Raw genomic sequence first — 19,392 nt, 5'->3', positions numbered from 1 at the left:
ATTCATGATATTATAAAAGGCTCAGGAAACCGACGTTTTCTGAGCCTTTTATATATAGTGTATCTAAAATTACCTATTGATCGTTATCCTGTTTTTCTATGCCTTTAAACGGAGGAGGTGTGGTCTGAGAAGAAACTTCTACCGCCTCGACGTCTTCAGGAGCATCGGATGATGGTGTGGCAGGAGTGTCGTCGGCATTGTCAGCAGACGATTCGGACTGTGCCTGCTGCGCTGCCTCGCGGGCTGCGTCGCGTTCGGCCTGGAGACGCATTATCTCCTCGGTGCGCGAACGCCACTGACGCGGGCCGAATATCTCCTTGAGGTCTTCGGCATACATCACTTCCTTGGTGAGAAGGGTCTCGGCCAGACGGGCGTGTCCGTCCTTATGCTCGCGGATGATGCTCTTGGCACGCTCATACTGCTCGTTGATGATTCGTGACACCTCGTCGTCAATCTGCTTTGCCCGCTCACCGCCATAAGGCTTGGAGAAACCGTAGGCCTGACCGGTGGAGTCGTAGTAACATACGTTGGGGAGCTTCTCGCTCATGCCGTAATAGACCACAATAGCATAGGCCATCTTGGTGACTTTCTCAAGGTCATTGAGCGCGCCTGTCGACACCTGTCCAAAGGTGAGTTCTTCAGCCGCACGACCGCCGAGGGTCATACACATCTGGTCGAGCAGAGCCTGCAGCGGTGTAATCTGACGCTCCTCGGGCATATACCATGCCGCACCGAGAGCCATGCCGCGGGGCACGATGGAGACTTTGACCATCTCGTTGGAATACTCCAGAAACCATGACACTGTAGCGTGTCCGGCCTCGTGGATGGCGATAGCCTTTTTCTCGTCGGCCGATATAATCTTGGAACTGTGCTCCAGACCGCAGATGATGCGGTCAATGGCCGACATGAAACTGTCGCGGTCGACGGTCTTCTTATTGTTACGTGCTGCTATAAGCGCGGCCTCGTTACATACGTTGGCTATATCCGCGCCCGAGAATCCGGCCGTCTGACGGGCCATCACTTCGACATCCACGCTGTCGTCCTTCTTGATGTTGCGCAGATGGACATTGAAAATCTCTATACGGTCCTTGAGTTCGGGGAGGTCGACTGTAATCTGACGGTCGAAGCGTCCGGCACGCAGAAGGGCTTTGTCAAGAATGTCGGCACGGTTGGTGGCGGCGAGGATAATCACGCCACTGTTGGTGCCGAAACCGTCCATCTCGGTGAGGAGCTGGTTGAGCGTATTTTCGCGCTCGTCGTTGGCACCCATATTGGGATTCTTGCCACGCGCACGGCCCACGGCGTCAATCTCGTCGATAAACACGATGCATGGAGCCTTCTCCTTGGCCTGGCGGAAGAGGTCGCGGACACGCGATGCACCCACGCCGACAAACATCTCGACAAAATCGGAGCCCGACATCGAGAAGAAAGGCACGTTGGCCTCGCCGGCAACAGCCTTGGCAAGAAGGGTCTTACCCGTTCCGGGAGGGCCTACAAGCAGCGCGCCCTTGGGTATCTTGCCGCCAAGGTCGGTGTAACGCTGCGGGTTGCGAAGAAACTCGACAATCTCGCGTATCTCGGTCTTGGGTTCGGTGAGTCCGGCAACATCCTTGAACGTAACATTGGTAGCCTCACCTTTCTCAAAGACCTTGGCCTTGGACTTACCGACATTGAACACTCCGCCGGGTCCGCCACCGCTCGCTCCGCCCGACATGCGTTTCATCATGAAGAACCAGAAAGCGACAAGCAGGATGATAGGCCCGAAAGTCCAGAGTATCGAGGAGTAGTCGGATGTTTTCTCGTAATTAACCTCACCGTGAAACTTGCCCTCGGCCTTCCATACATCAATCTGATCCTTCATCTTGTCGGCCGAAGGGATGTCGGTGACAATATGGGCCACCACACCGCCGTCGGGCTTGTATTGGCTCTCATGGAATATGGTACGGGCCAACGAGTCGGAGACAACAGCCTCGGCTTTGTTGGTGTTGGTGAAGACCGTAATCTTTTCGACTCCTCCCGACGCGACATACTGCTCAAACTTGGAGTAGCTCACGTCCTTGGTCAAGGAATTGTCGTCGATATATAGCATTCCTACAAGGAAAACTATAATTATGGCATATGCCCAGTACATGCTGAAGCGTATGCCGCCCTTCTTGGGTCTGTTATCGGGGGTACTCATCATATGCGGTAGTTAGGTGAGGTCGATGAATATGAAAAAAGATGACACGTCAGTCAAGATCGGGAATCTCAGTGATGCGCGCATCACTCCAGAGTCCTTCGAGATCATAGAGACGGCGTGTCTCGGGGAGAAACACATGTACCATGGTGTCGTCATAGTCTATGACAATCCATTGAGAGTTGGTATATCCGTCATAGTTGTATGGTTTGATGCGACCGTGCTCAAAAAGATAGTCGCGCACGCTGTCGGCCACTGCGGCCACATGTTGCGACGAGGTGCCCTCGCATATCACGAAGCGCGAAGCGGCCGCGCTCTCTATGTCGCTGAGATCCACGACGGTGATATGTTTGCCCTTTCGGTCCTGTATACCTTCGATTATCATCGGGAGCAGGTCAGTAGTGTTGTCTGTCATGAATTATAGGGGTTGTCTGAAAATATTTCTTCGTTGAAACTTTTAATGTGGATGAATATTAACGGCGTCAAGTCACAAAGGTAGTCATTTTTGCTCATAACACGTTGTCCGTTCTGCCGTTTTTTATCGCTCACCTTTCTAAACAATAATGACACGTCAATAGTTTAGCGAGGTGCCGGAGACAGCATCAAGCCGTGCGGCTATGACAGGCACGATGTCGAGCGGAAGTGACAGTGTGAGAGTGCAGGTATTGTCAAACTCCTGTCCAGTAATCTTCACTGCATCAGAGGCCGAAGTGCTCTTGATAATCTTCATCACGTCGTTCATAGCAAGATAGGGAAATGTCACGCTCATCTGAGTCATTTCGCGGCCTTCGACCGTGCCGGCGTCATCGAGAGCCAGACGTGCGGCCTCGCGATAGGCTGTGATAAGTCCGGAGGTGCCGAGCTTGATGCCTCCGAAATATCTGACCACTATCACGACCACATTGGTCAGGCCAAAAGAGTTGATCTGTCCGAGTATCGGTTTGCCGGCCGTGCCGGAAGGCTCTCCGTTGTCGCTCGAAAGATATGTGAGCCGGTCGGCCCCGACCATGTAGGCCCAGCAGACATGACGTGCGTCATGATACTCGTTGGCATACAATGCTATGCACTCCCGGGCCTCGTCGACCGACGACACCGGAAGTGCAAAGGCCAGGAAGCGGCTCATCTTTTCGCGATAAATCCCTTCGCCTGATTTTGGTATGGTCAGATATTTGGCCATTTCAAGAGATCGGTACCTCCGGCTAACGCCATCAGATAATCAGCATCGAATCGCCGTAGACACCAAACTTGTAACCCTCCTTGACAGCCTTCTTGTAGGCTTCCATCACGAGGTCATAGCCACCGAAAGCGGCTACCATCATGAGCATGGTGGAGTAAGGGAGGTGGAAGTTTGACACCAGCGCGTCGGTGACGGTGAAGTCGTAGGGAGGGAAGATAAACTTGTTGGTCCAGCCCGAGTAGGTCTTCATGTGTCCGCCCATGCTCACTGCGCTGGCGATGCCGCGGAGCACCTGTGTACCCACGGCACACACCTTATGGCCGGCGTCCTTGGTGGCGTTGACCTTGTCGACAAGCTCCTGCGATGCCTCCATCTCCTCTGAGTCCATGCGGTGCTTGGTGAGGTCCTCCACGTCGATCTCGCGATAGTTGCCCAGACCGCTGTGGATGGTGATGAAAGCCTCGCCGATGCCTTTGATCTCAAGACGTTTCATGAGTTCGCGCGAGAAGTGCAGACCGGCACCCGAAGCCACTACAGCACCTTCACGGTGGGCATAGATGGTCTGATAGCGGTCAGTGTCCTCGGATGTCGACTCGCGGTTGATATAGAAGGGCAGAGGGGTAGCACCGAGCTTGTAAAGCTCTTCCTTGAACTCCTCGTGGGGACCGTCGTAGAGAAAGCGCAGAGTGCGGCCGCGCGAGGTGGTGTTATCAATCACCTCGGCCACCATCGACTCGTCATCGCCGAAATAGAGCTTGTTGCCGATACGTATCTTGCGGGCCGGCTCCACGAGCACGTCCCAAAGTTTGTTTTCCGCGCTCAGCTCGCGCAGCAAAAACACCTCGATGCGCGCGCCAGTCTTCTCCTTGTTTCCGTAAAGGAGTGCGGGAAACACCATGGAGTCGTTGTAGACAAACAGGTCGCCATCGACAAAATAGTTGATAATTTCCTTAAACTCATGATGCTCTATCGAGCCGTCCTTGCGGTTGACCACCATCAGACGGGCCTCGTCACGTTCGCCGCCGGGCTGCTGGGCTATAAGTTCCTCAGGCATACGGAATTTGAATTGTGAAAGTTTCATCCTCTCTCAGTATGTATTGTTTTCACTTGATTGTTTCTATATTTTTATCTCACTTGCCGTCACATGACTCCTCGTCGGGAATCACGATGTCGGTCGTGCGTATGAGTTCGACAGCCTGCTCCACCGTGAGGCAGTCCTCAATGCCCACATCGCCCACACGAGTGCGGCGCAGGGCCGTTAGATGTCCGCCGCTGCCGAGGGCTTCGCCTATGTCGCGGGCAAGCGCGCGTATATATGTGCCCTTGCTGCATACGATGCGCAGACGCAGGCTCATCTTCTCTTCATCAAACTTCTCGATATCAATGCTGTCAATGACAAGCACCTTGGGCTTCAGTTCCACCTCATGCCCCTTGCGGGCCATATTGTAAGCACGATGGCCATCGACCTTGCAGGCCGAGAATGCCGGGGGCACCTGCTCGATGCGTCCGCGGAAGCGGGGAAGGATGGCTTCGATGGCTTCGCGTGTAATATGGGAGGTGGGATATGTGGCGTCAATCTCGGTCTCGAGGTCAAACGACGGGGTAGTGGCTCCAAGCTGTATGGTGGCCACATACTCCTTCACTCCTGCCTGGAGACTCTCGATGAGTTTGGTTGAGCGGCCGGTGACCACTACCATCACACCTGTAGCCAAAGGATCAAGCGTGCCGGCATGGCCTACCTTCATCTTCTTACGATGAAGGCGATGGAGCAACACCCCACGCAGACGCTTTACGACGTCAAACGAGGTCCATCCCAATGGCTTGTCTATATAAAGTGTCTCTCCGCTAATGAAATCCATAGGTTATGAGTTCTATCACCAGACTATACACAAAATACCGACAGCAAGACAGTAGAGCGCGAACCACACGAGTTTGCCCTTCTTTACAATGTCAATCATCCATTTGCAGGCGATGCAACCCACGACAAAGGCTGCTATAAAGCCGATGGCCAGCGGGAGGATACCCACACTCTGCCCCATGCCTTCACCACCGATCAAGTCCTTGACACCCAGCATTGCTTCGCCAAGTATAGGAATGATTACCATGAAGAATGAGAACTGAGCTATCTTGTCGCGCTTGTCGCCGAGAAGCAGACCTGTGGCAATCGTTGTGCCCGAGCGGCTAAGGCCGGGGAGCACGGCGATGGCCTGAGAGCAACCGATGATGAACGCATCCAACCATGTGATGTCGTGTCCGCGCTCATGATTGCGAGCCTCGCGGGCCGGGTTGCGGAAATAGTAGGCAAAACCAAGCAGACATGCTGTCACAAGCAGACAGATACCTACCACAGTGAGGCCTCCGCCGAAAAAGCTCTCAACAAAATCCTTAAAGCAGAGACCGACTATGGCCACAGGGATGCATGAGAGCAATATCTTACACACATAATAAAAATTATCGTCGCGGGCAAATGTGAAGAACGATTTGCACAAGGGCAAAAACTCGCGCCAGAGCACTACGATAGTGCTCAATACAGTGGCCACATGAAGAGCTACGTCAAACTCCAGGGCATCCTCGCCGGAAAGTTCAAGTCCGAGTATTTCACGAAAGATTTCCAGGTGTCCGCTGCTGCTTATAGGCAGATATTCAGCCAAGCCCTGCACCACACCGAGTATAAGCGCGTCTAACCAATCCATATCTTATTTCTTTTTAGGTGAATACATTATAGCCACGCCCATGAAAATAAAGCCAAGAAAGGCAATGGTCGGCCCTACCACTATGCGGCGGGCAGAAAATATATCTGGATTAAACTCGCCCCAGTCGGTGGCACCACCGGCCATCAGCAGAAAGCCGAGCACTATCATCACTCCGGCAGCAGCCATCAGTCTGAAATTGGCACGGAGGAGAGGCAGCTCGTTGTCGTTTTCCTTCTCGAGCACATCGTTTTTGTCGGAACGACGGTCTGATTTATAAGCCATAATCAATATGTTTTTTTTGTATGGTAGAGCCGTTGACAACACGCTTGGCGGTGTCGTCAACGGCTCCATTATTTATTTATATAGTTCGTCATACGTGAGTGAAAGATACCTGTTGCATGCAAAGAATGCGGCCACCATACATATAAGCATGCCGGTCACAATCATTGCGGCCATCACGGCTATGGCCTGAGGCCAGTTGAGCAACGATGACACCGATACATCTATATGCATGCCCATACCGAGCATCGCCCCTACTATCGCTGATGCCAGCACCCCGGCCACAGCTCCGTTGACGAGGCTCTCGAGGATGAAGGGACGCCTTACAAATCCGGGCGTCGCTCCGACGAGCTGCATTGTGTTGATGAGGAAACGGCGTGAATAGACCGACAGCCTCACAGTGTTGAATATCAACACAAACGAGACTATCATCAACGCTACGGCCACAGCCACAAGTGTCAGCGATATGCTACGAAGAGTGGAGTTTACGCTGTCGATAAGTTCATTGTGAATCTTCACATCACTCACCTGCGGCATGAGCATCACAGGAGCCGCAAGGGTCATGATGCTGTCGGTTGACGCGTAGGTATCGGTTACCTTGACTTCAAGTTCGGATGTAAAAGGATTGACATCGGCGAGCTTCATTATGTCTTCATCCTCACCGACCATCTTCTGCCAACGCGCCAATATATCATCGGGTGAAGAATACTGGATGTCTCTGACGCCGCCCCCGGCCTTTAGCTTATCGGTGACCTGAGCTATGTCGGCGGCGGTGACATTCTCACTGAATATCACCACAAAACCCATGTTATCTCTTACGGAGCGCGACAGCCCGTGTGTGGCCAACCCCACAAGTGCGGCTATGCCGAGTATGACCAGCACCAATGCGACCGACACGGTGGCGGTGGCCCGAGTGCTGAACAAGGGGATATGATGTAAACGCTTCTTAGGCATATTATGATAAAATCGCCACAAAATTACAACCATACAGCCCCTTTGTCAAGTGTTTTAACCAAAGTTTAACATTTGCCGTATTTTCACCATCGCGGCACGGCCATTTTTCGAGGCGAAAAATTTCATAACCAGGATTATATTTATTAACTTTGTAACCAATTAGTAAAAGCATTTTTTTATTTTTCATCTTACATTCTTTCTTTCCCTAAATGTCAAGATTTATCATACCAGTACAATTGTCAGTGCTGCTGTCGGCCACACTCATGTCCATACCGGCAACAGCCGAGACCATCAGTGTCAACACGTCACGGGGACGTTGTGTGACGGTCTCAACCATCACTCCCGACATTATACGCGTGGAAAACTTCGCTCACGGACAAACACCTTCGGCAACACTTCCCGACGCCCCCAAAGCTGCCGATATCGAATGTGTCAGTTCGTCGGCCGGACCGCTGCGCATATTCACCACTCCGACAGGCGTCACCGTCCGCATCGACTCGACCACGGGAGCTGTCGACATCAACGCCGGCGGCAACAGAGCTGTAAGCGACAACGGACTGCGCACGCTGTCGGACGGACGTCAGTCAATATCGCTCTCCACCCTGGGCAGCGGTTCGTTTTACGGAGCGGGCGAGCGCGGCTACAGCTTCAACCTTGCAGGCGACACTTTGGTGATGTATAACAGACAGAACTACGGCTACACGGCCGGAGACCCGCGCATACGCCAGATGAACATCACCATGCCGCTATTTCTCAGCTCCAACGGATATGCCATAGTGTTTGACGACTATGCCGCTGCCTCCATGGTGATGTCCGACCCGATCGTCTACACCACTGAGTCGACTGTCCCGGTGTCATATTATTTTGTCAACTCCGCCGGCTCACTGGCCGACCTCACGACCAAACTCACCACCATAACCGGTCGGCAGGATTTGCCACCGCTATGGTCGCTCGGCTATATAACATCGAAATACGGCTACCGCACACAACGTGAGACCACAGGTGTGGTCGACACTCTCAAACGTGCCGGCTATCCTCTTGACGGCATCGTCCTCGACCTCTACTGGTATGGCAAGGAGCAGGATATGGGCCGCCTCGACTGGGACCCGGAGCAGTGGCCCGATTACAAAAAGATGCTGGCCGAACTGAAACGACGCGGAGTCAACACCGTAATCATCTCACAGCCCTACATATTGCGCAACGGCCGTGGAGCCGACAATTACAATACGCTTCGCGACAAAGGTCTCCTGCTTGCCGACACCACCGGCTCGCCCCAGGAAGTGACTATATGGGTCGGAGAGGGAGGCATGTTTGACGTGGCAAATCCCGACACCCGCAGATGGCTGAGCGACCGCTACAAGCAACTCACTCTCGACGGCGTGGGCGGATGGTGGGGCGATCTCGGCGAGCCGGAGGTACATCCCGAAAGCGGCATGCATGCCAACGGTCTCACCACACGCCAGTATCACAACCGTTACGGCAACGACTGGAGCGGCATCATATATGACCTGTTCAAAAAAGACTTCCCCGACCGACGCCTCATGACAATGATGCGCGGAGGCACTACGGGTCTGCAGTCCTACAGCGTGTTTCCATGGTCGACCGACGTGTCACGCTCCTGGGGCGGCCTTGCTCCGCAAATCACCATCATGCTCAACTCAGGCCTGAGCGGCCTCGGCTACATGAGCCACGACGTGGGCGGATTTGCCATCGACCCGGCCGCACCCTACGACCCCGAGCTATATGTACGCTGGCTGCAGCTCGGCACATTCTCACCTGTGCTGCGCACCCACTCTCAAAGCACAGCCGAGCCCTATTGCTATCCCGACCAACAGGACATCATACTCCCGCTGATAAAGGAACGTTACCGCTGGCTTCCTTACAACTACACTCTCGCCTACGAGAATGCTTCGCAGGGACTGCCGCTTGTGCGCCCGCTCAACTTTTACACTCCCGGCTCTCCCCGTTATGATGACATAAACGACGAATATCTGTGGGGACGCGACATTCTTGTGGCCCCGGTGTTGACACAAGGTGCCACCGAGCGCAGGGTAATCTTCCCCGACGGCGAATGGCTCGACATCACCGCTCCCGACAACATCCACCACGGTGGCGATACCATCATCTATCCCGCTCCGCTCAACGTGTTGCCGCTCTTCGTGCGGGCCGGCTCTTTCATCCCCACGGCCGACTACAAGATGGACAACACCGGTGACTATCGCACCGACCGATACACCATAAACTATTACCCGACATCAGGCCTGTCGACCTATACTCTATATGAAGACGACCTCACCTCGCCCTCATCGCTCGAGAGCGGCAACTATCGCCTCGTGACATTCTCGGGGCAGGCTTCGGACACCTATATTAATATTAAGGTGGCGACAACAGGACACATCGACGGTTCGGCCGACAACAAACGGCTCACTTTTGTAGTGCACCGCATAATGTCACGACCGGCATCGGTGACATCCGGCGGCAAAAACGTCAAAGGATGGAGATATGACCCGGACGGACACACCCTGCGCTTTGACATCAACATGCGTGACAATCTTGATATTGACATCAGGCTCTGAAATGGCATTCAAAAACAAGTAAAAATCCCCCGATGGCAAAAGTTTTTTTGTCATTGGGGGAAAACTTTTGTAACTTTGCCCCGTAATTGATTCTAATCTATCGACACAACAAACAACAACCAAATTATAATACCACCAAATCAGTATGGGACTTTTTGAAAAACTTACCGCGAAAGCCAAATCTTCGCGCCAGCGCATCGTACTCCCCGAAGGAACCGAACCGCGCACACTCACAGCTGCCGCACGCATCATTGCCGAGGGCATTGCCGAGGTAATACTCATCGGCGACCCCGCAGAGATCAATGCAAAGGCCAATGAGCTCAAACTCACCAACATCGAAAAGGCCACCCTCATTGACCCCAACGATGAGAAAGTGCTTGACAAATATGCTCCCCTCTTCTTCGAGCTCCGCAAGAGCAAAGGCATCACTATGGAAGAAGCCCGTAAGACAGCCTCCAATCCCCTCTATCTCGGCTGCCTCATGATCAAGAATGGTGACGCCGACGGCCAGGTGGCCGGCGCGCTCAACACCACAGGCAATGTGCTCCGCGCCGCCTTCCAGGTAATCAAGACCAAACCCGGCATCAACGTCGTGTCCGGTGCTTTTGTCATGGTGCTCCCCGAAGGTTCAGCCTATGGCACCAACGGTCTGCTCATTTTTGCCGACTGCGCCGTAATCCCCGACCCCACCGCAGCCGAACTCGCCCAGATAGCTGTATCGGCAGCCCAGACCGCACGCGACATCGCCGGTATGGAGCCCCGCGTGGCTATACTCAGCTTCTCGACCAAGGGTAGCGCGAAGCACGAGAAGGTCGACAAGGTAATCGAAGCCACAAAGATAGCCAAGGAAATGGCACCCACCCTCCCGCTCGACGGAGAGCTCCAGGCCGACGCCGCCCTCGTGCCCAGCGTAGGCAGCAGCAAGGCTCCCAACAGCGACATTGCCGGTCGTGCCAACGTGCTCGTATTCCCCAACCTTGAGGTGGGCAACATCGCATACAAACTCGTGCAGCGTCTCGGCGGCGTCGAGGCCGTAGGTCCCGTGCTCCAGGGTCTCGCCGCTCCTGTCAACGACCTCTCCCGCGGATGCTCGCCCGACGACATCTACAAGACCATCATCATCACCTGCAACCAGGCCATCGGCCTCAAGGGCGACAATTGATGAATCATTTATCAAAGACTCAGAGTATATAAAAGTTTTAACACACATATATAATGAAAATTCTCGTGCTTAACTGCGGCAGCAGTTCAGTAAAATATAAACTTATCGACACAGCCACCGACGCTGTGCTCGCCGAGGGTGGTGTTGAGAAAATCGGTCTTCCCGACGGATTTCTCAAATACAAGAAAGCCGACGGCTCCAAGGCAGTCATCGAGCTTGGCCAGACCGACCACAACGGCTCAGTAAAGGCTATCCTCAACCTCCTCACCGACCCCGTGGAAGGCTGCATCAGCAGCTACGACGAAATCGACGCCGTAGGCCACCGCGTGGTGCACGGAGCCGAGAAGTTCAGCGAGAGCATGCTCATCACCGACGAGGTCAAGGACATGATCAAGCAGTGCTATGACATCGCCCCGCTCCACAATCCCGCCAACATGACCGGCATCGACGCCATCACAGCCCTCATGCCCGGCACACCCCAGGTGGCAGTCTTTGACACAGCATTCCACCAGACAATGCCCGCCAAATCGTTCATGTATGCCCTCCCCTACAAATATTATAAGGAAGACGGCGTGCGTCGTTACGGTTTCCACGGCACAAGCCACCGCTACGTATCGCAGCGCGTGTGTGAATTTCTCGGTGTAGACCCCAAGGGTCAGAAAATCATCACCTGCCACATCGGCAACGGCGGATCAATCACAGCCGTGGTTGACGGCAAGAGCATCGACACCTCGATGGGTCTCACCCCCACCGAAGGCCTCATGATGGGCACACGCGTAGGTGACGTCGACCCGGGAGCCCTCGTTTACATCATGCTCAAGCACAACCTCTCGGCCGCCGACCTCCAGAAAATCATCAACAAGGAGAGCGGAATGCTCGGCATCAGCGGCATCTCGAGCGACATGCGCGAGATTGAGGCAGCCGTCAACAACGGTGACGAGCGCGCCACACTCGGTCTCGACATGTATCAGCAGCGCATACTCAAATACATCGGAGCCTATGCTGCCGAGATGGGCGGCGTGGACATCATCGTCTTCACCGGCGGTGTCGGCGAAAACCAGTGCCCGCTCCGCCGTGACGTCTGCGCACCCCTCGCATTCATGGGTGTGGAAATCGACCCTGTGGCCAACGAAGTACGCGGCGAGGAGAAAGTAATCTCCACCCCCGCATCCAAGGTCAAGGTTGTGGTTATCCCCACCGACGAGGAACTGATGATAGCACGTGACACCGAAGCAATCGTAAAGAAATAATTTCAATTTTTCCGCAAGCTCAAGAAAATTGAAGTCTATCAGATTATGAGGCTATAAGGTTAAGAGGATGCACAATCATTCCATGACCTTATAGCCTCATGGCTTTATAATGACATTTTACTTGCACATTTTATAAGTTCAATAGGTATGAATAAGAAAATCCGCGCAGCCGTAGTAGGCTACGGCAACATCGGCCGGTTTACAATCCAGGCCCTTGAAGAAGCCCCCGACATGGAGATTGCCGGCGTAGTACGCCGCAACGTTGGTGAGAAACCCCTCGAACTCACTCCCTATCCCGTAGTAACCGACATCCGCGAACTGGGACAGGTCGATGTAGCCATCCTCTGCACCCCCACCCGCGAAGTAGAGAAATATGCTCTCGAGTATCTTGCCATGGGCATCAACACAGTCGACAGCTTTGACATCCACACACAGATAGTATCACTGCGCCGATCGCTCAACGAGGCCGCAGTCAAGGCCGGCAAAGTAGCCGTCATCTCGGCTGGATGGGATCCGGGCAGCGACTCTATCGTGCGTACTCTCATGGAAGCAGCCGCTCCCAAAGGCCTTACCCACACCAACTTCGGCCCCGGCATGAGCATGGGCCACACCGTGTGTGTCAAATCAAAACCCGGCGTGAAAAACGCCCTCTCCATGACCATGCCCAAGGGCGACGGCATGCATCGCCGCATGGTGTATGTAGAGCTTCTCCCCGGTGCGTCGCTCGAAGATGTGGCCAAAGCCGTAAAGGAAGACCCCTACTTCGCCTCTGACGAAACCCACGTGATGGCCGTCGAGAGCGTCGATGCCGTCAAGGACATGGGTCACGGTGTACACATGGTGCGCAAAGGTGTTTCGGGCCAGACCCAAAACCAGCGTTTTGAATTTAGCATGAGCATCAACAATCCCGCCCTCACAGCCCAGTTGCTCGTAGGCGTGGCCCGCGCATCGATGCGTCTCACCCCCGGAGCCTACACGATGGTGGAAATCCCTGTCATCGACCTCCTGCCCGGCGATCGCGAGAACCTCATCGGACATCTCGTGTAAAAAAACGCATCCAAAAACACTCATTTTAAACGGACCGCCTAAATTTAGGCGGTCCGTTTTAGCATTCTATAAAAATTTTTCATTATTTTTGCGAAATATTGTTTATTGGCATAAAATACACAAATGAAAAATCTCATAAAACGTTCCATAACAGGTATAATATACGTAGCCCTTATCGTCGCAGCCGTCCTGTCGGGCGGATGGTGGTTTGTAGCACTATTCTCGCTCTTCGCTGTTCTTGCAGTGAATGAGTTTTCGACACTGTGCAACACCGGTTCGGGCGGAGAGAACATCACCACACTCGTCACCGACATGACCGGCGCACTCATCCTTGTGGTAGGACTTGGCAGCGTCAATCTCGGCCTTCTGTCGCCCCACACCACGGCTGTACTCGGCGGCACATTCTTCCTGCTCTACCTCCTGTATCTCACCATCAGGCTCGTAATGCAGCTCTACAATCACGAAAACTCTCCGCTTGCCAATCTCGCATACTCCTATATGGGCCAGCTCTACATAGCCCTGCCGCTCGGCATCCTGTCAATGTACTACACGCTTCCTGACGGCAAAGCTCTCCTGCTGGCGATGTTCATAATGATATGGCTGAGCGACACGGGCGCATTTGTCACAGGCTCGCTCATCGGACGCCACAAACTGTTTCCGCGCATATCTCCGGCCAAGACATGGGAGGGATTTTTCGGAGGTATTATATTTGTTGTCGCATCGGCTTTCGTCATGAAATACTTCTTCCCGACATATTTTGAAAGCATCTCGACATCAGGGCTGTGCTTCATGGGAGTCACAGTAGCCATATTCGCCACCTGGGGCGACCTTGTCGAATCGCTCATAAAGCGTACACTCGGCGTCAAGGACTCAGGCAATCTTCTCCCCGGTCACGGCGGTATACTCGACCGCATCGACTCACTGTTGCTCGTAGTCCCCGCCTCACTTTTCTACCTCATCACGCTTACACTCTTCCTTTAGCGGTATCATCCGCCAGCATATCATAATCATACTTACATAAATCAAACAATTTCATGAACAAATCACTACTTCTTGCCTTTGCCGCAGGCACCATGCTCGCGTCATGCGGAGGCAACACCGCCAAAACAGCGTCAGCCGATACCAACGACGACGTAATCCTCCACGCCTGGTCATGGTCATTTGACACCATCGCCGCCAATATGCGCGACATCGCCGAAGCCGGATATGCCTACGTGCAGACATCGCCCGCCAACACCTGCTTTGTCGGTGAAGACGGAGGCCTCGCCCTCTACTCCCAGCCCGGCGACTCGGTGCGCGGCAAGTGGTATTACTACTATCAGCCCACCGACTGGAAAATCGGAAATTATCTGCTCGGCTCGCGCGACCAGTTCAAGGCCATGATGGACAGCGCGGCCAAATATAATGTAAAAGTCATCGTCGACGTTCTCCCCAACCACACAGCCGTTGACCACACAGTCGTGCTCCCCGACCTTGACAATGCCGTAGGCGGTCACGAAAAGCTGTTTCACGCCAACGGATTCAACGACATCACCGACTACAACGACCGTTATCAGTGCACCACCGGAAAGATGGGCGGCCTACCCGACGTAAATACCGAAAATCCCGACTTCCAGGCCTACTATATGGCCTATGTCAACGACCTGCTCAGCCTCGGAGTACGCGGATTTCGCTACGACACAGCCAAGCACATTGGCCTTCCCTCCGACCCCCTTGACAGTCTTGCCGAGCGAAACAACTTCTGGGACATTGCCACCGGCCGCGAAGCCGTCAAAGGCATAAGCCTCGGCGTGCCCCGCGACTCGCTCTTCATCTATGGCGAAGTGCTCCAGGACCGTAATGTGAAAGAAGCCGAATATGGAGAATACATGGACCTCACTGCCTCGGCCTATGGCCATGCCCTCCGCACCGTGCTTGACAAAGGCGACTTCAATGCCGACTCGCTCCTCACTTGGCATCACCCGGTCGACGGCAAGCATCTCGTGACATGGGTGGAATCGCACGACACATATGCCAACGAACACGAATCGGCCGGACTTACCGACGACCAGATACGCATGGGTTGGGTATTTCTCGCCGCCCGTCAGAACGGCACCCCTCTCTTCTTCAGCCGCCCGGCCGGAAGCACACGTGATAACTACTGGGGCAACAATCGCGTAGGCGCACGCGGCAACGACGAGTTCAAGCATCCAGAAGTCGTGGCTGTCAACAAATTTCGCCGCGCCATGCACGGGCAACCCGAAACAATCACTCAGGCCAATAACGGAGCTGTCATAGCCATAGGTCGTGGAAACGCAGGCCTTGTACTCATCAATCTCACCGCTACGCCCCAGGACATTGACATCACGACATCACTCCCTGACGGTGACTACACCGACTCTGTGCACAACAGCAATTTCACCGTTGCCTCAGGCCACGTCATCGGTCATCTCGCCCCCTACACCTCTGCAATTCTGACAAAATAAGAGGGCCATAAAAATTTAAGAGGATAACGTCATCCTCTCCAAGCAATACAGTTCCTGTTTATGCAATATTAAAAGCATTGGACAAGAACTGTATTGTTTATATCCTTATCAGACTCATCCGATATATTTTCATTACGGCTTAATCTTGTTTTGATACATATTTCTAAATTCGGTAGGTGAGCAACACTTCTTTTGTCTGAAACACCGACAAAAATGACTGACGTTGTTAAAACCACACTCATAACATATCTCCGAGACCGACATCTTAGTATCCACCAGCTTACGCGTAGCGACGCCAAGCCGCATATTAGTGATGTAATCGCTCACCGAGTAACCTGTGTGCAACTTGAAAAAGCGCGAAAACGACGACTCTGTCATCCCGGCCAGAGCTGCCAGATCCACAAGCCTGATTTTTTCCATCACATGCTCACGTATATAGTTCTGCACCTTGGTTATGCGGCGTGAATCGCTTGTAGCATACATGCTTGAAAACGTCGAGCTCGACAATATCGTATAATCCATGCTCTCCGACAGCATCCTGACAAGACGGTGAATCGCATACATTTTCTCAAAACTATCCTTTATCTTCGGCAATTCATCCAACGCATGAAAAGCCCTCAGCACGGTCTCGGTGCCGAAAGCTATGCCATTGGCACTGAGTTTGAGCAGACGCACCATTGAATTGAGCTTATTATCAATAAGATAATCCTCTACGAAAAAATGAGGCGAAAACTGGATGGTAATCTCTCGCATATCGCCCGACTGACAATTGTGCTGTTCCCACCCGTGCTCGATGCCATGGCCTACAAACACCAGATCAAAATCATCAAGCTCGACAATCGAGTCGCCTACTATGCGCCGCGCACCCTTACATCCATACAAAAAATTGATTTCATATGCGTCGTGACGATGTACCGGATAATCAAAAGAATGTTTCTTACGCTCTACAATATAGTAACCATACTTTTCTTGCACAGGAGCTATTATGGGGCACAAAACGAAGCGTTACTTTGAGTGTAACACGGTAAATGGCTGAATTTGGGTGTTTTGATTGGTCGAAAAGGCGATAAAGGTTTACGCCAAAAAGTTTACATAGGTTTAATTTTGGTTTACATTTGGGCGTGAAAAGTTTATACGCGAGTTAATCTAACGAGCTGATATGGTTGCATCTACTTTACATATGGCCGTAAAACAGCACGCAATAATTTTAATCGTGCTGGCGATGTCGTGTAGAGGTGGAGATTGTCCGAAAAGTATTATAACGCCATTCTAACGTTGTATGATATGTAACATCCAAAATTTTAACATTTCGGGCGAATGTATAGTGTAATTTTGTCTTGTTATTGTTTGTATATAATTGAAACTCAATAATATGTCTTAGTTTGAACGTTTCGTTTTGTGTTAAATGTATAGTAGGTTGTCAAGTGGAGTGACATTTTAACAATTCGCAGATGATTCCCCGTAATTGTTAATAGTGTTTTTTTTGTCGTGTATGGCCTTTAGTAGTTGTTTGATAGTCGAGGCCGTTTTACTTTTTGGTTCGCACTCGATTAAAACTGACAGAATTTCGGACATTTCATGTTCAAGGCGTTTAATAGGGTCAATACCGACAATGTTTTTATATTTTTCAAGAATAGATTTAATTTCCGGCTTATGCTCAAATTTATAGATTGCATCCCGTGTAACGCCGAAATATCGCGCTAAATCACATTTACGCGTTATTCCCTGATGATGTGCCGCAACATAGTTTTGAAGCGTCAGAGACGGCCGTAAATTGGCTGTATGGGCTTTTATTACTTTGTTGACATAATAAACAGTAACGCCGATGTTTTCGGCGATCTCTTCCGGCGTAAACATGCCGTGCTGTTCTATGATACATTCTTTGGCTGTCATAGGAATAAAACCGCCCGGAGGTGAGACGTTGCACCGGGCGGCTTCGAGATAAGTGAGAAAATGTTGTTCTTTAGTTGAGCCAAAAGTTTTTAAGGAGAGATTTAGAAGTTGTCACTTCTATTTTTGCCTCTTCTTTTTTTTCGGTGCAAGGTGTTTGGGTAACTCAATGTTGTTAATCTCAAGGTAGTAGCGCAGACCGCCGATTGTTTCGTGGGCACTTGCTAATTGGTCTAACAGACGCTCAGAATACCGCTTGTAAAAAGCAAGCAACTGCGCCTCTGTTGTAGAAGCGTTGTTCATACATGAATAATTTAGGAAGTTATTAAAAAAGCGACCTTTAGGTGTCCTACGCTTATTCATGTGAACGCGCCGGGGCGTTTCCGCTACCCGCACCATTGGCCGCAAATGCTTTTGAGAGTTGTTTGTCTGATTCATACATGAATAATTTAGGATATGCGAAAGTAATCAATTCTTCCGACATACCAAAATTTCGAGGGCAAAAATAATAAGTGTGCAAGGCTTTCACACAAAAAGTGTGCAATCATTGCATAGAAGTGTGCAACCATTGCACACTTTTTAGGGTGTTTCAATAATGGTACATAATTTTGAGCCACAAAACATTAATAACCGCAAAATATGGCAAACAACAAATTCACCGTATCGGATGAGACGCTTAACAGTTATGACAGCGTTGTTCTTACTTCCGGCATCAATATTGCCCGGTTTCAGCGCAACCCGATAATGCTATATATGCACGACCGTAACAAGGGCGTAATAGGTCGCTGGGAGAACATCACAAAAGAGGGTGACAAACTGACCGCGGAGGCCGTCTTTGATGACGGCACGGAACTGGGAGCAAAGGTAAGGCACCAAGTCGAAAGCGGCTTTTTACGCAGTGCCTCGATAGGTATTGAGAACTGCAAGTGCGAGACAATCAACGGAGTGCAGGCAATCGTAGAATGTGATTTGATTGAAATTTCAATCGTTGACGTTCCGGCAAACGAGAACGCCGTGAAACTGTTCAAAAAGGGTTGGAAACCCGTTAAAACGCTGTCAGAACTTAAAAAGAACGACACCGCAGGGGCTGACGATGACAACACCGCCCTCAGAACGCGCATAATTGACGTTTTAGGTCTTTCGGAGACAGTGACCGACAAAGATATTATAGAGCACATTAAAACGCTGCTGAACGAGCCTACAAGCGTTGAAAAGGAGGTTGAGGAGGCAATTAACAACGGATTGATTTCGGCAAACGATCGGAAAAGTTTCATGGCTATGGCAAAGGGCAATATCAAGGCTTTCCGGGGATATTGCAAAGGCCGTAAAGAGGCGCAAAAGGCTGAAATTGAACGACTGTTAGACCAAAACCAAAACAAAGTAATGCCGATGGAGCGCGGAACGTTCCGACATATCGGCGAGCGGCTCGGCGCGGAGGTTCTGCGCGGTGTACTTGATAGTATGATTAACCCGGTTAGACTGTCTCAGGCAATCAGCCTTCCGGAAGACAAAAGCCGATGGACACTTGAAATGTACCGCAAATTCGCCCCGGAGGAACTGCGAGACAATCCGACGCTTTACAAGCGGCTGGTCGAGCATGAGCGCGGACACGGCGCGGGTGTCAAGGATTTGGACTATTACCGCCGGAACGAGCCGGAATATCTCGCGGCACACCCCGATTTATATGCACAACTTATTGAAAACGAACAAAAACGCAAATAAA

19 protein-coding genes are annotated in these 19,392 nt (G+C 51.9%); 7 read left to right on the top strand and 12 right to left on the bottom strand.

Translation table 11 applies throughout. The annotated features are described in order from the left end of the window. Nucleotides 1-73: 73 nt before the first annotated feature. The 9 genes from ftsH to QGT73_RS00100 form a co-directional block, all read right to left on the bottom strand. Nucleotides 74-2,179 (bottom strand): ATP-dependent zinc metalloprotease FtsH, encoded by a 2,106-nt coding sequence (ftsH, locus tag QGT73_RS00140; protein WP_280120993.1) that lies wholly within the window; start codon nucleotides 2,177-2,179, stop codon nucleotides 74-76. Nucleotides 2,180-2,228: 49 nt separating this feature from the next. Then, on the bottom strand, nucleotides 2,229-2,591 hold the full coding sequence (gene rsfS / locus QGT73_RS00135) for a ribosome silencing factor (protein ID WP_123616129.1): 363 nt from the start codon (nucleotides 2,589-2,591) through the stop codon (nucleotides 2,229-2,231). A gap of 156 nt (nucleotides 2,592-2,747) precedes the next feature. After that, complete coding sequence (locus QGT73_RS00130; protein WP_280120939.1) at nucleotides 2,748-3,353, bottom strand: IMPACT family protein; 606 nt, start codon at nucleotides 3,351-3,353, stop codon at nucleotides 2,748-2,750. A 31-nt stretch (nucleotides 3,354-3,384) separates the two neighbouring features. Further along, entirely contained in the window at nucleotides 3,385-4,434 is a 1,050-nt protein-coding gene (gene queA, locus QGT73_RS00125; protein WP_280120938.1) for a tRNA preQ1(34) S-adenosylmethionine ribosyltransferase-isomerase QueA, read from the bottom strand. 49 nt (nucleotides 4,435-4,483) lie between these two features. Continuing rightward, nucleotides 4,484-5,212: a tRNA pseudouridine(55) synthase TruB gene (truB, locus tag QGT73_RS00120; RefSeq protein WP_280120937.1), complete on the bottom strand. Its 729-nt coding sequence runs from the start codon at nucleotides 5,210-5,212 to the stop codon at nucleotides 4,484-4,486. Between the two features lie 15 nt (nucleotides 5,213-5,227). Continuing rightward, nucleotides 5,228-6,046 (bottom strand): undecaprenyl-diphosphate phosphatase, encoded by an 819-nt coding sequence (locus QGT73_RS00115; RefSeq protein ID WP_280120936.1) that lies wholly within the window; start codon nucleotides 6,044-6,046, stop codon nucleotides 5,228-5,230. A gap of 3 nt (nucleotides 6,047-6,049) precedes the next feature. Then, entirely contained in the window at nucleotides 6,050-6,328 is a 279-nt protein-coding gene (locus tag QGT73_RS00110) for a DUF3098 domain-containing protein (protein ID WP_123616124.1), read from the bottom strand. Nucleotides 6,329-6,400: 72 nt separating this feature from the next. Next, nucleotides 6,401-7,279 carry a cell division protein FtsX gene (locus QGT73_RS00105; RefSeq protein ID WP_280120935.1) on the bottom strand — a complete coding sequence of 293 codons (879 nt, stop codon included), beginning with the start codon at nucleotides 7,277-7,279 and terminating at the stop codon, nucleotides 6,401-6,403. A gap of 1 nt (nucleotide 7,280) precedes the next feature. Next, on the bottom strand, nucleotides 7,281-7,466 hold the full coding sequence (locus QGT73_RS00100) for a hypothetical protein (RefSeq protein ID WP_280120934.1): 186 nt from the start codon (nucleotides 7,464-7,466) through the stop codon (nucleotides 7,281-7,283). 22 nt (nucleotides 7,467-7,488) lie between these two features. Between QGT73_RS00100 and QGT73_RS00095 the strand changes: the two genes are divergently transcribed. The 6 genes from QGT73_RS00095 (at nucleotide 7,489) to QGT73_RS00070 (ending at nucleotide 15,779) form a co-directional block, all read left to right on the top strand. Then, complete coding sequence (locus QGT73_RS00095) at nucleotides 7,489-9,855, top strand: TIM-barrel domain-containing protein (protein WP_280120933.1); 2,367 nt, start codon at nucleotides 7,489-7,491, stop codon at nucleotides 9,853-9,855. A gap of 145 nt (nucleotides 9,856-10,000) precedes the next feature. Then, complete coding sequence (pta, locus tag QGT73_RS00090; RefSeq protein WP_280120932.1) at nucleotides 10,001-11,017, top strand: phosphate acetyltransferase; 1,017 nt, start codon at nucleotides 10,001-10,003, stop codon at nucleotides 11,015-11,017. Between the two features lie 53 nt (nucleotides 11,018-11,070). Beyond that, on the top strand, nucleotides 11,071-12,267 hold the full coding sequence (locus tag QGT73_RS00085; protein WP_280120931.1) for an acetate/propionate family kinase: 1,197 nt from the start codon (nucleotides 11,071-11,073) through the stop codon (nucleotides 12,265-12,267). A 147-nt stretch (nucleotides 12,268-12,414) separates the two neighbouring features. Further along, on the top strand, nucleotides 12,415-13,314 hold the full coding sequence (locus tag QGT73_RS00080; RefSeq protein WP_280120930.1) for a diaminopimelate dehydrogenase: 900 nt from the start codon (nucleotides 12,415-12,417) through the stop codon (nucleotides 13,312-13,314). 123 nt (nucleotides 13,315-13,437) lie between these two features. Continuing rightward, complete coding sequence (locus QGT73_RS00075; protein WP_280120929.1) at nucleotides 13,438-14,295, top strand: phosphatidate cytidylyltransferase; 858 nt, start codon at nucleotides 13,438-13,440, stop codon at nucleotides 14,293-14,295. 53 nt (nucleotides 14,296-14,348) lie between these two features. Then, on the top strand, nucleotides 14,349-15,779 hold the full coding sequence (locus QGT73_RS00070; protein ID WP_280120928.1) for an alpha-amylase family glycosyl hydrolase: 1,431 nt from the start codon (nucleotides 14,349-14,351) through the stop codon (nucleotides 15,777-15,779). Nucleotides 15,780-15,911: 132 nt separating this feature from the next. Here the strand turns inward: QGT73_RS00070 and QGT73_RS00065 are convergent, their stop codons facing one another. The 3 genes from QGT73_RS00065 to QGT73_RS00055 all read right to left on the bottom strand — a co-directional run bounded on the left by QGT73_RS00065 (nucleotide 15,912) and on the right by QGT73_RS00055 (nucleotide 18,107). Then, nucleotides 15,912-16,754, bottom strand: coding sequence for a helix-turn-helix domain-containing protein (locus QGT73_RS00065; protein WP_280120927.1), 843 nt, complete (start codon nucleotides 16,752-16,754; stop codon nucleotides 15,912-15,914). Between the two features lie 462 nt (nucleotides 16,755-17,216). Then, the gene (locus tag QGT73_RS00060; RefSeq protein WP_280120926.1) at nucleotides 17,217-17,672 is read right to left on the bottom strand and encodes a hypothetical protein; all 456 of its coding nucleotides are present in this window, start codon (nucleotides 17,670-17,672) and stop codon (nucleotides 17,217-17,219) included. A 117-nt stretch (nucleotides 17,673-17,789) separates the two neighbouring features. Then, nucleotides 17,790-18,107 carry a hypothetical protein gene (locus QGT73_RS00055; RefSeq protein WP_280120925.1) on the bottom strand — a complete coding sequence of 106 codons (318 nt, stop codon included), beginning with the start codon at nucleotides 18,105-18,107 and terminating at the stop codon, nucleotides 17,790-17,792. 201 nt (nucleotides 18,108-18,308) lie between these two features. Here QGT73_RS00055 and QGT73_RS00050 point away from each other — a divergent pair, with 201 nt between their 5' ends. After that, nucleotides 18,309-19,391 (top strand): HK97 family phage prohead protease, encoded by a 1,083-nt coding sequence (locus tag QGT73_RS00050; protein ID WP_280120924.1) that lies wholly within the window; start codon nucleotides 18,309-18,311, stop codon nucleotides 19,389-19,391. The last annotated feature ends 1 nt before the right edge of the window (nucleotide 19,392 follow it).

Origin of the sequence: Duncaniella muricolitica (genome assembly GCF_910574735.1) — a bacterium.
Classification (GTDB): domain Bacteria; phylum Bacteroidota; class Bacteroidia; order Bacteroidales; family Muribaculaceae; genus Duncaniella; species Duncaniella muricolitica.
This window is presented reverse-complemented; position numbering and strand designations above follow the sequence as displayed.

What these genes read in the sequence shown, in the direction of transcription:
- ftsH (WP_280120993.1), bottom strand. Translation starts at nt 2,179, where the DNA reads ATGAGTACCCCCGATAACAGACCCAAGAAGGGCGGCATACGCTTCAGC.
- rsfS (WP_123616129.1), bottom strand. Translation starts at nt 2,591, where the DNA reads ATGACAGACAACACTACTGACCTGCTCCCGATGATAATCGAAGGTATA.
- QGT73_RS00130 (WP_280120939.1), bottom strand. Translation starts at nt 3,353, where the DNA reads ATGGCCAAATATCTGACCATACCAAAATCAGGCGAAGGGATTTATCGC.
- queA (WP_280120938.1), bottom strand. Translation starts at nt 4,434, where the DNA reads ATGAAACTTTCACAATTCAAATTCCGTATGCCTGAGGAACTTATAGCC.
- truB (WP_280120937.1), bottom strand. Translation starts at nt 5,212, where the DNA reads ATGGATTTCATTAGCGGAGAGACACTTTATATAGACAAGCCATTGGGA.
- QGT73_RS00115 (WP_280120936.1), bottom strand. Translation starts at nt 6,046, where the DNA reads ATGGATTGGTTAGACGCGCTTATACTCGGTGTGGTGCAGGGCTTGGCT.
- QGT73_RS00110 (WP_123616124.1), bottom strand. Translation starts at nt 6,328, where the DNA reads ATGGCTTATAAATCAGACCGTCGTTCCGACAAAAACGATGTGCTCGAG.
- QGT73_RS00105 (WP_280120935.1), bottom strand. Translation starts at nt 7,279, where the DNA reads ATGCCTAAGAAGCGTTTACATCATATCCCCTTGTTCAGCACTCGGGCC.
- QGT73_RS00100 (WP_280120934.1), bottom strand. Translation starts at nt 7,466, where the DNA reads ATGAAAAATAAAAAAATGCTTTTACTAATTGGTTACAAAGTTAATAAA.
- QGT73_RS00095 (WP_280120933.1), top strand. Translation starts at nt 7,489, where the DNA reads ATGTCAAGATTTATCATACCAGTACAATTGTCAGTGCTGCTGTCGGCC.
- pta (WP_280120932.1), top strand. Translation starts at nt 10,001, where the DNA reads ATGGGACTTTTTGAAAAACTTACCGCGAAAGCCAAATCTTCGCGCCAG.
- QGT73_RS00085 (WP_280120931.1), top strand. Translation starts at nt 11,071, where the DNA reads ATGAAAATTCTCGTGCTTAACTGCGGCAGCAGTTCAGTAAAATATAAA.
- QGT73_RS00080 (WP_280120930.1), top strand. Translation starts at nt 12,415, where the DNA reads ATGAATAAGAAAATCCGCGCAGCCGTAGTAGGCTACGGCAACATCGGC.
- QGT73_RS00075 (WP_280120929.1), top strand. Translation starts at nt 13,438, where the DNA reads ATGAAAAATCTCATAAAACGTTCCATAACAGGTATAATATACGTAGCC.
- QGT73_RS00070 (WP_280120928.1), top strand. Translation starts at nt 14,349, where the DNA reads ATGAACAAATCACTACTTCTTGCCTTTGCCGCAGGCACCATGCTCGCG.
- QGT73_RS00060 (WP_280120926.1), bottom strand. Translation starts at nt 17,672, where the DNA reads ATGACAGCCAAAGAATGTATCATAGAACAGCACGGCATGTTTACGCCG.
- QGT73_RS00055 (WP_280120925.1), bottom strand. Translation starts at nt 18,107, where the DNA reads ATGAATCAGACAAACAACTCTCAAAAGCATTTGCGGCCAATGGTGCGG.
- QGT73_RS00050 (WP_280120924.1), top strand. Translation starts at nt 18,309, where the DNA reads ATGGCAAACAACAAATTCACCGTATCGGATGAGACGCTTAACAGTTAT.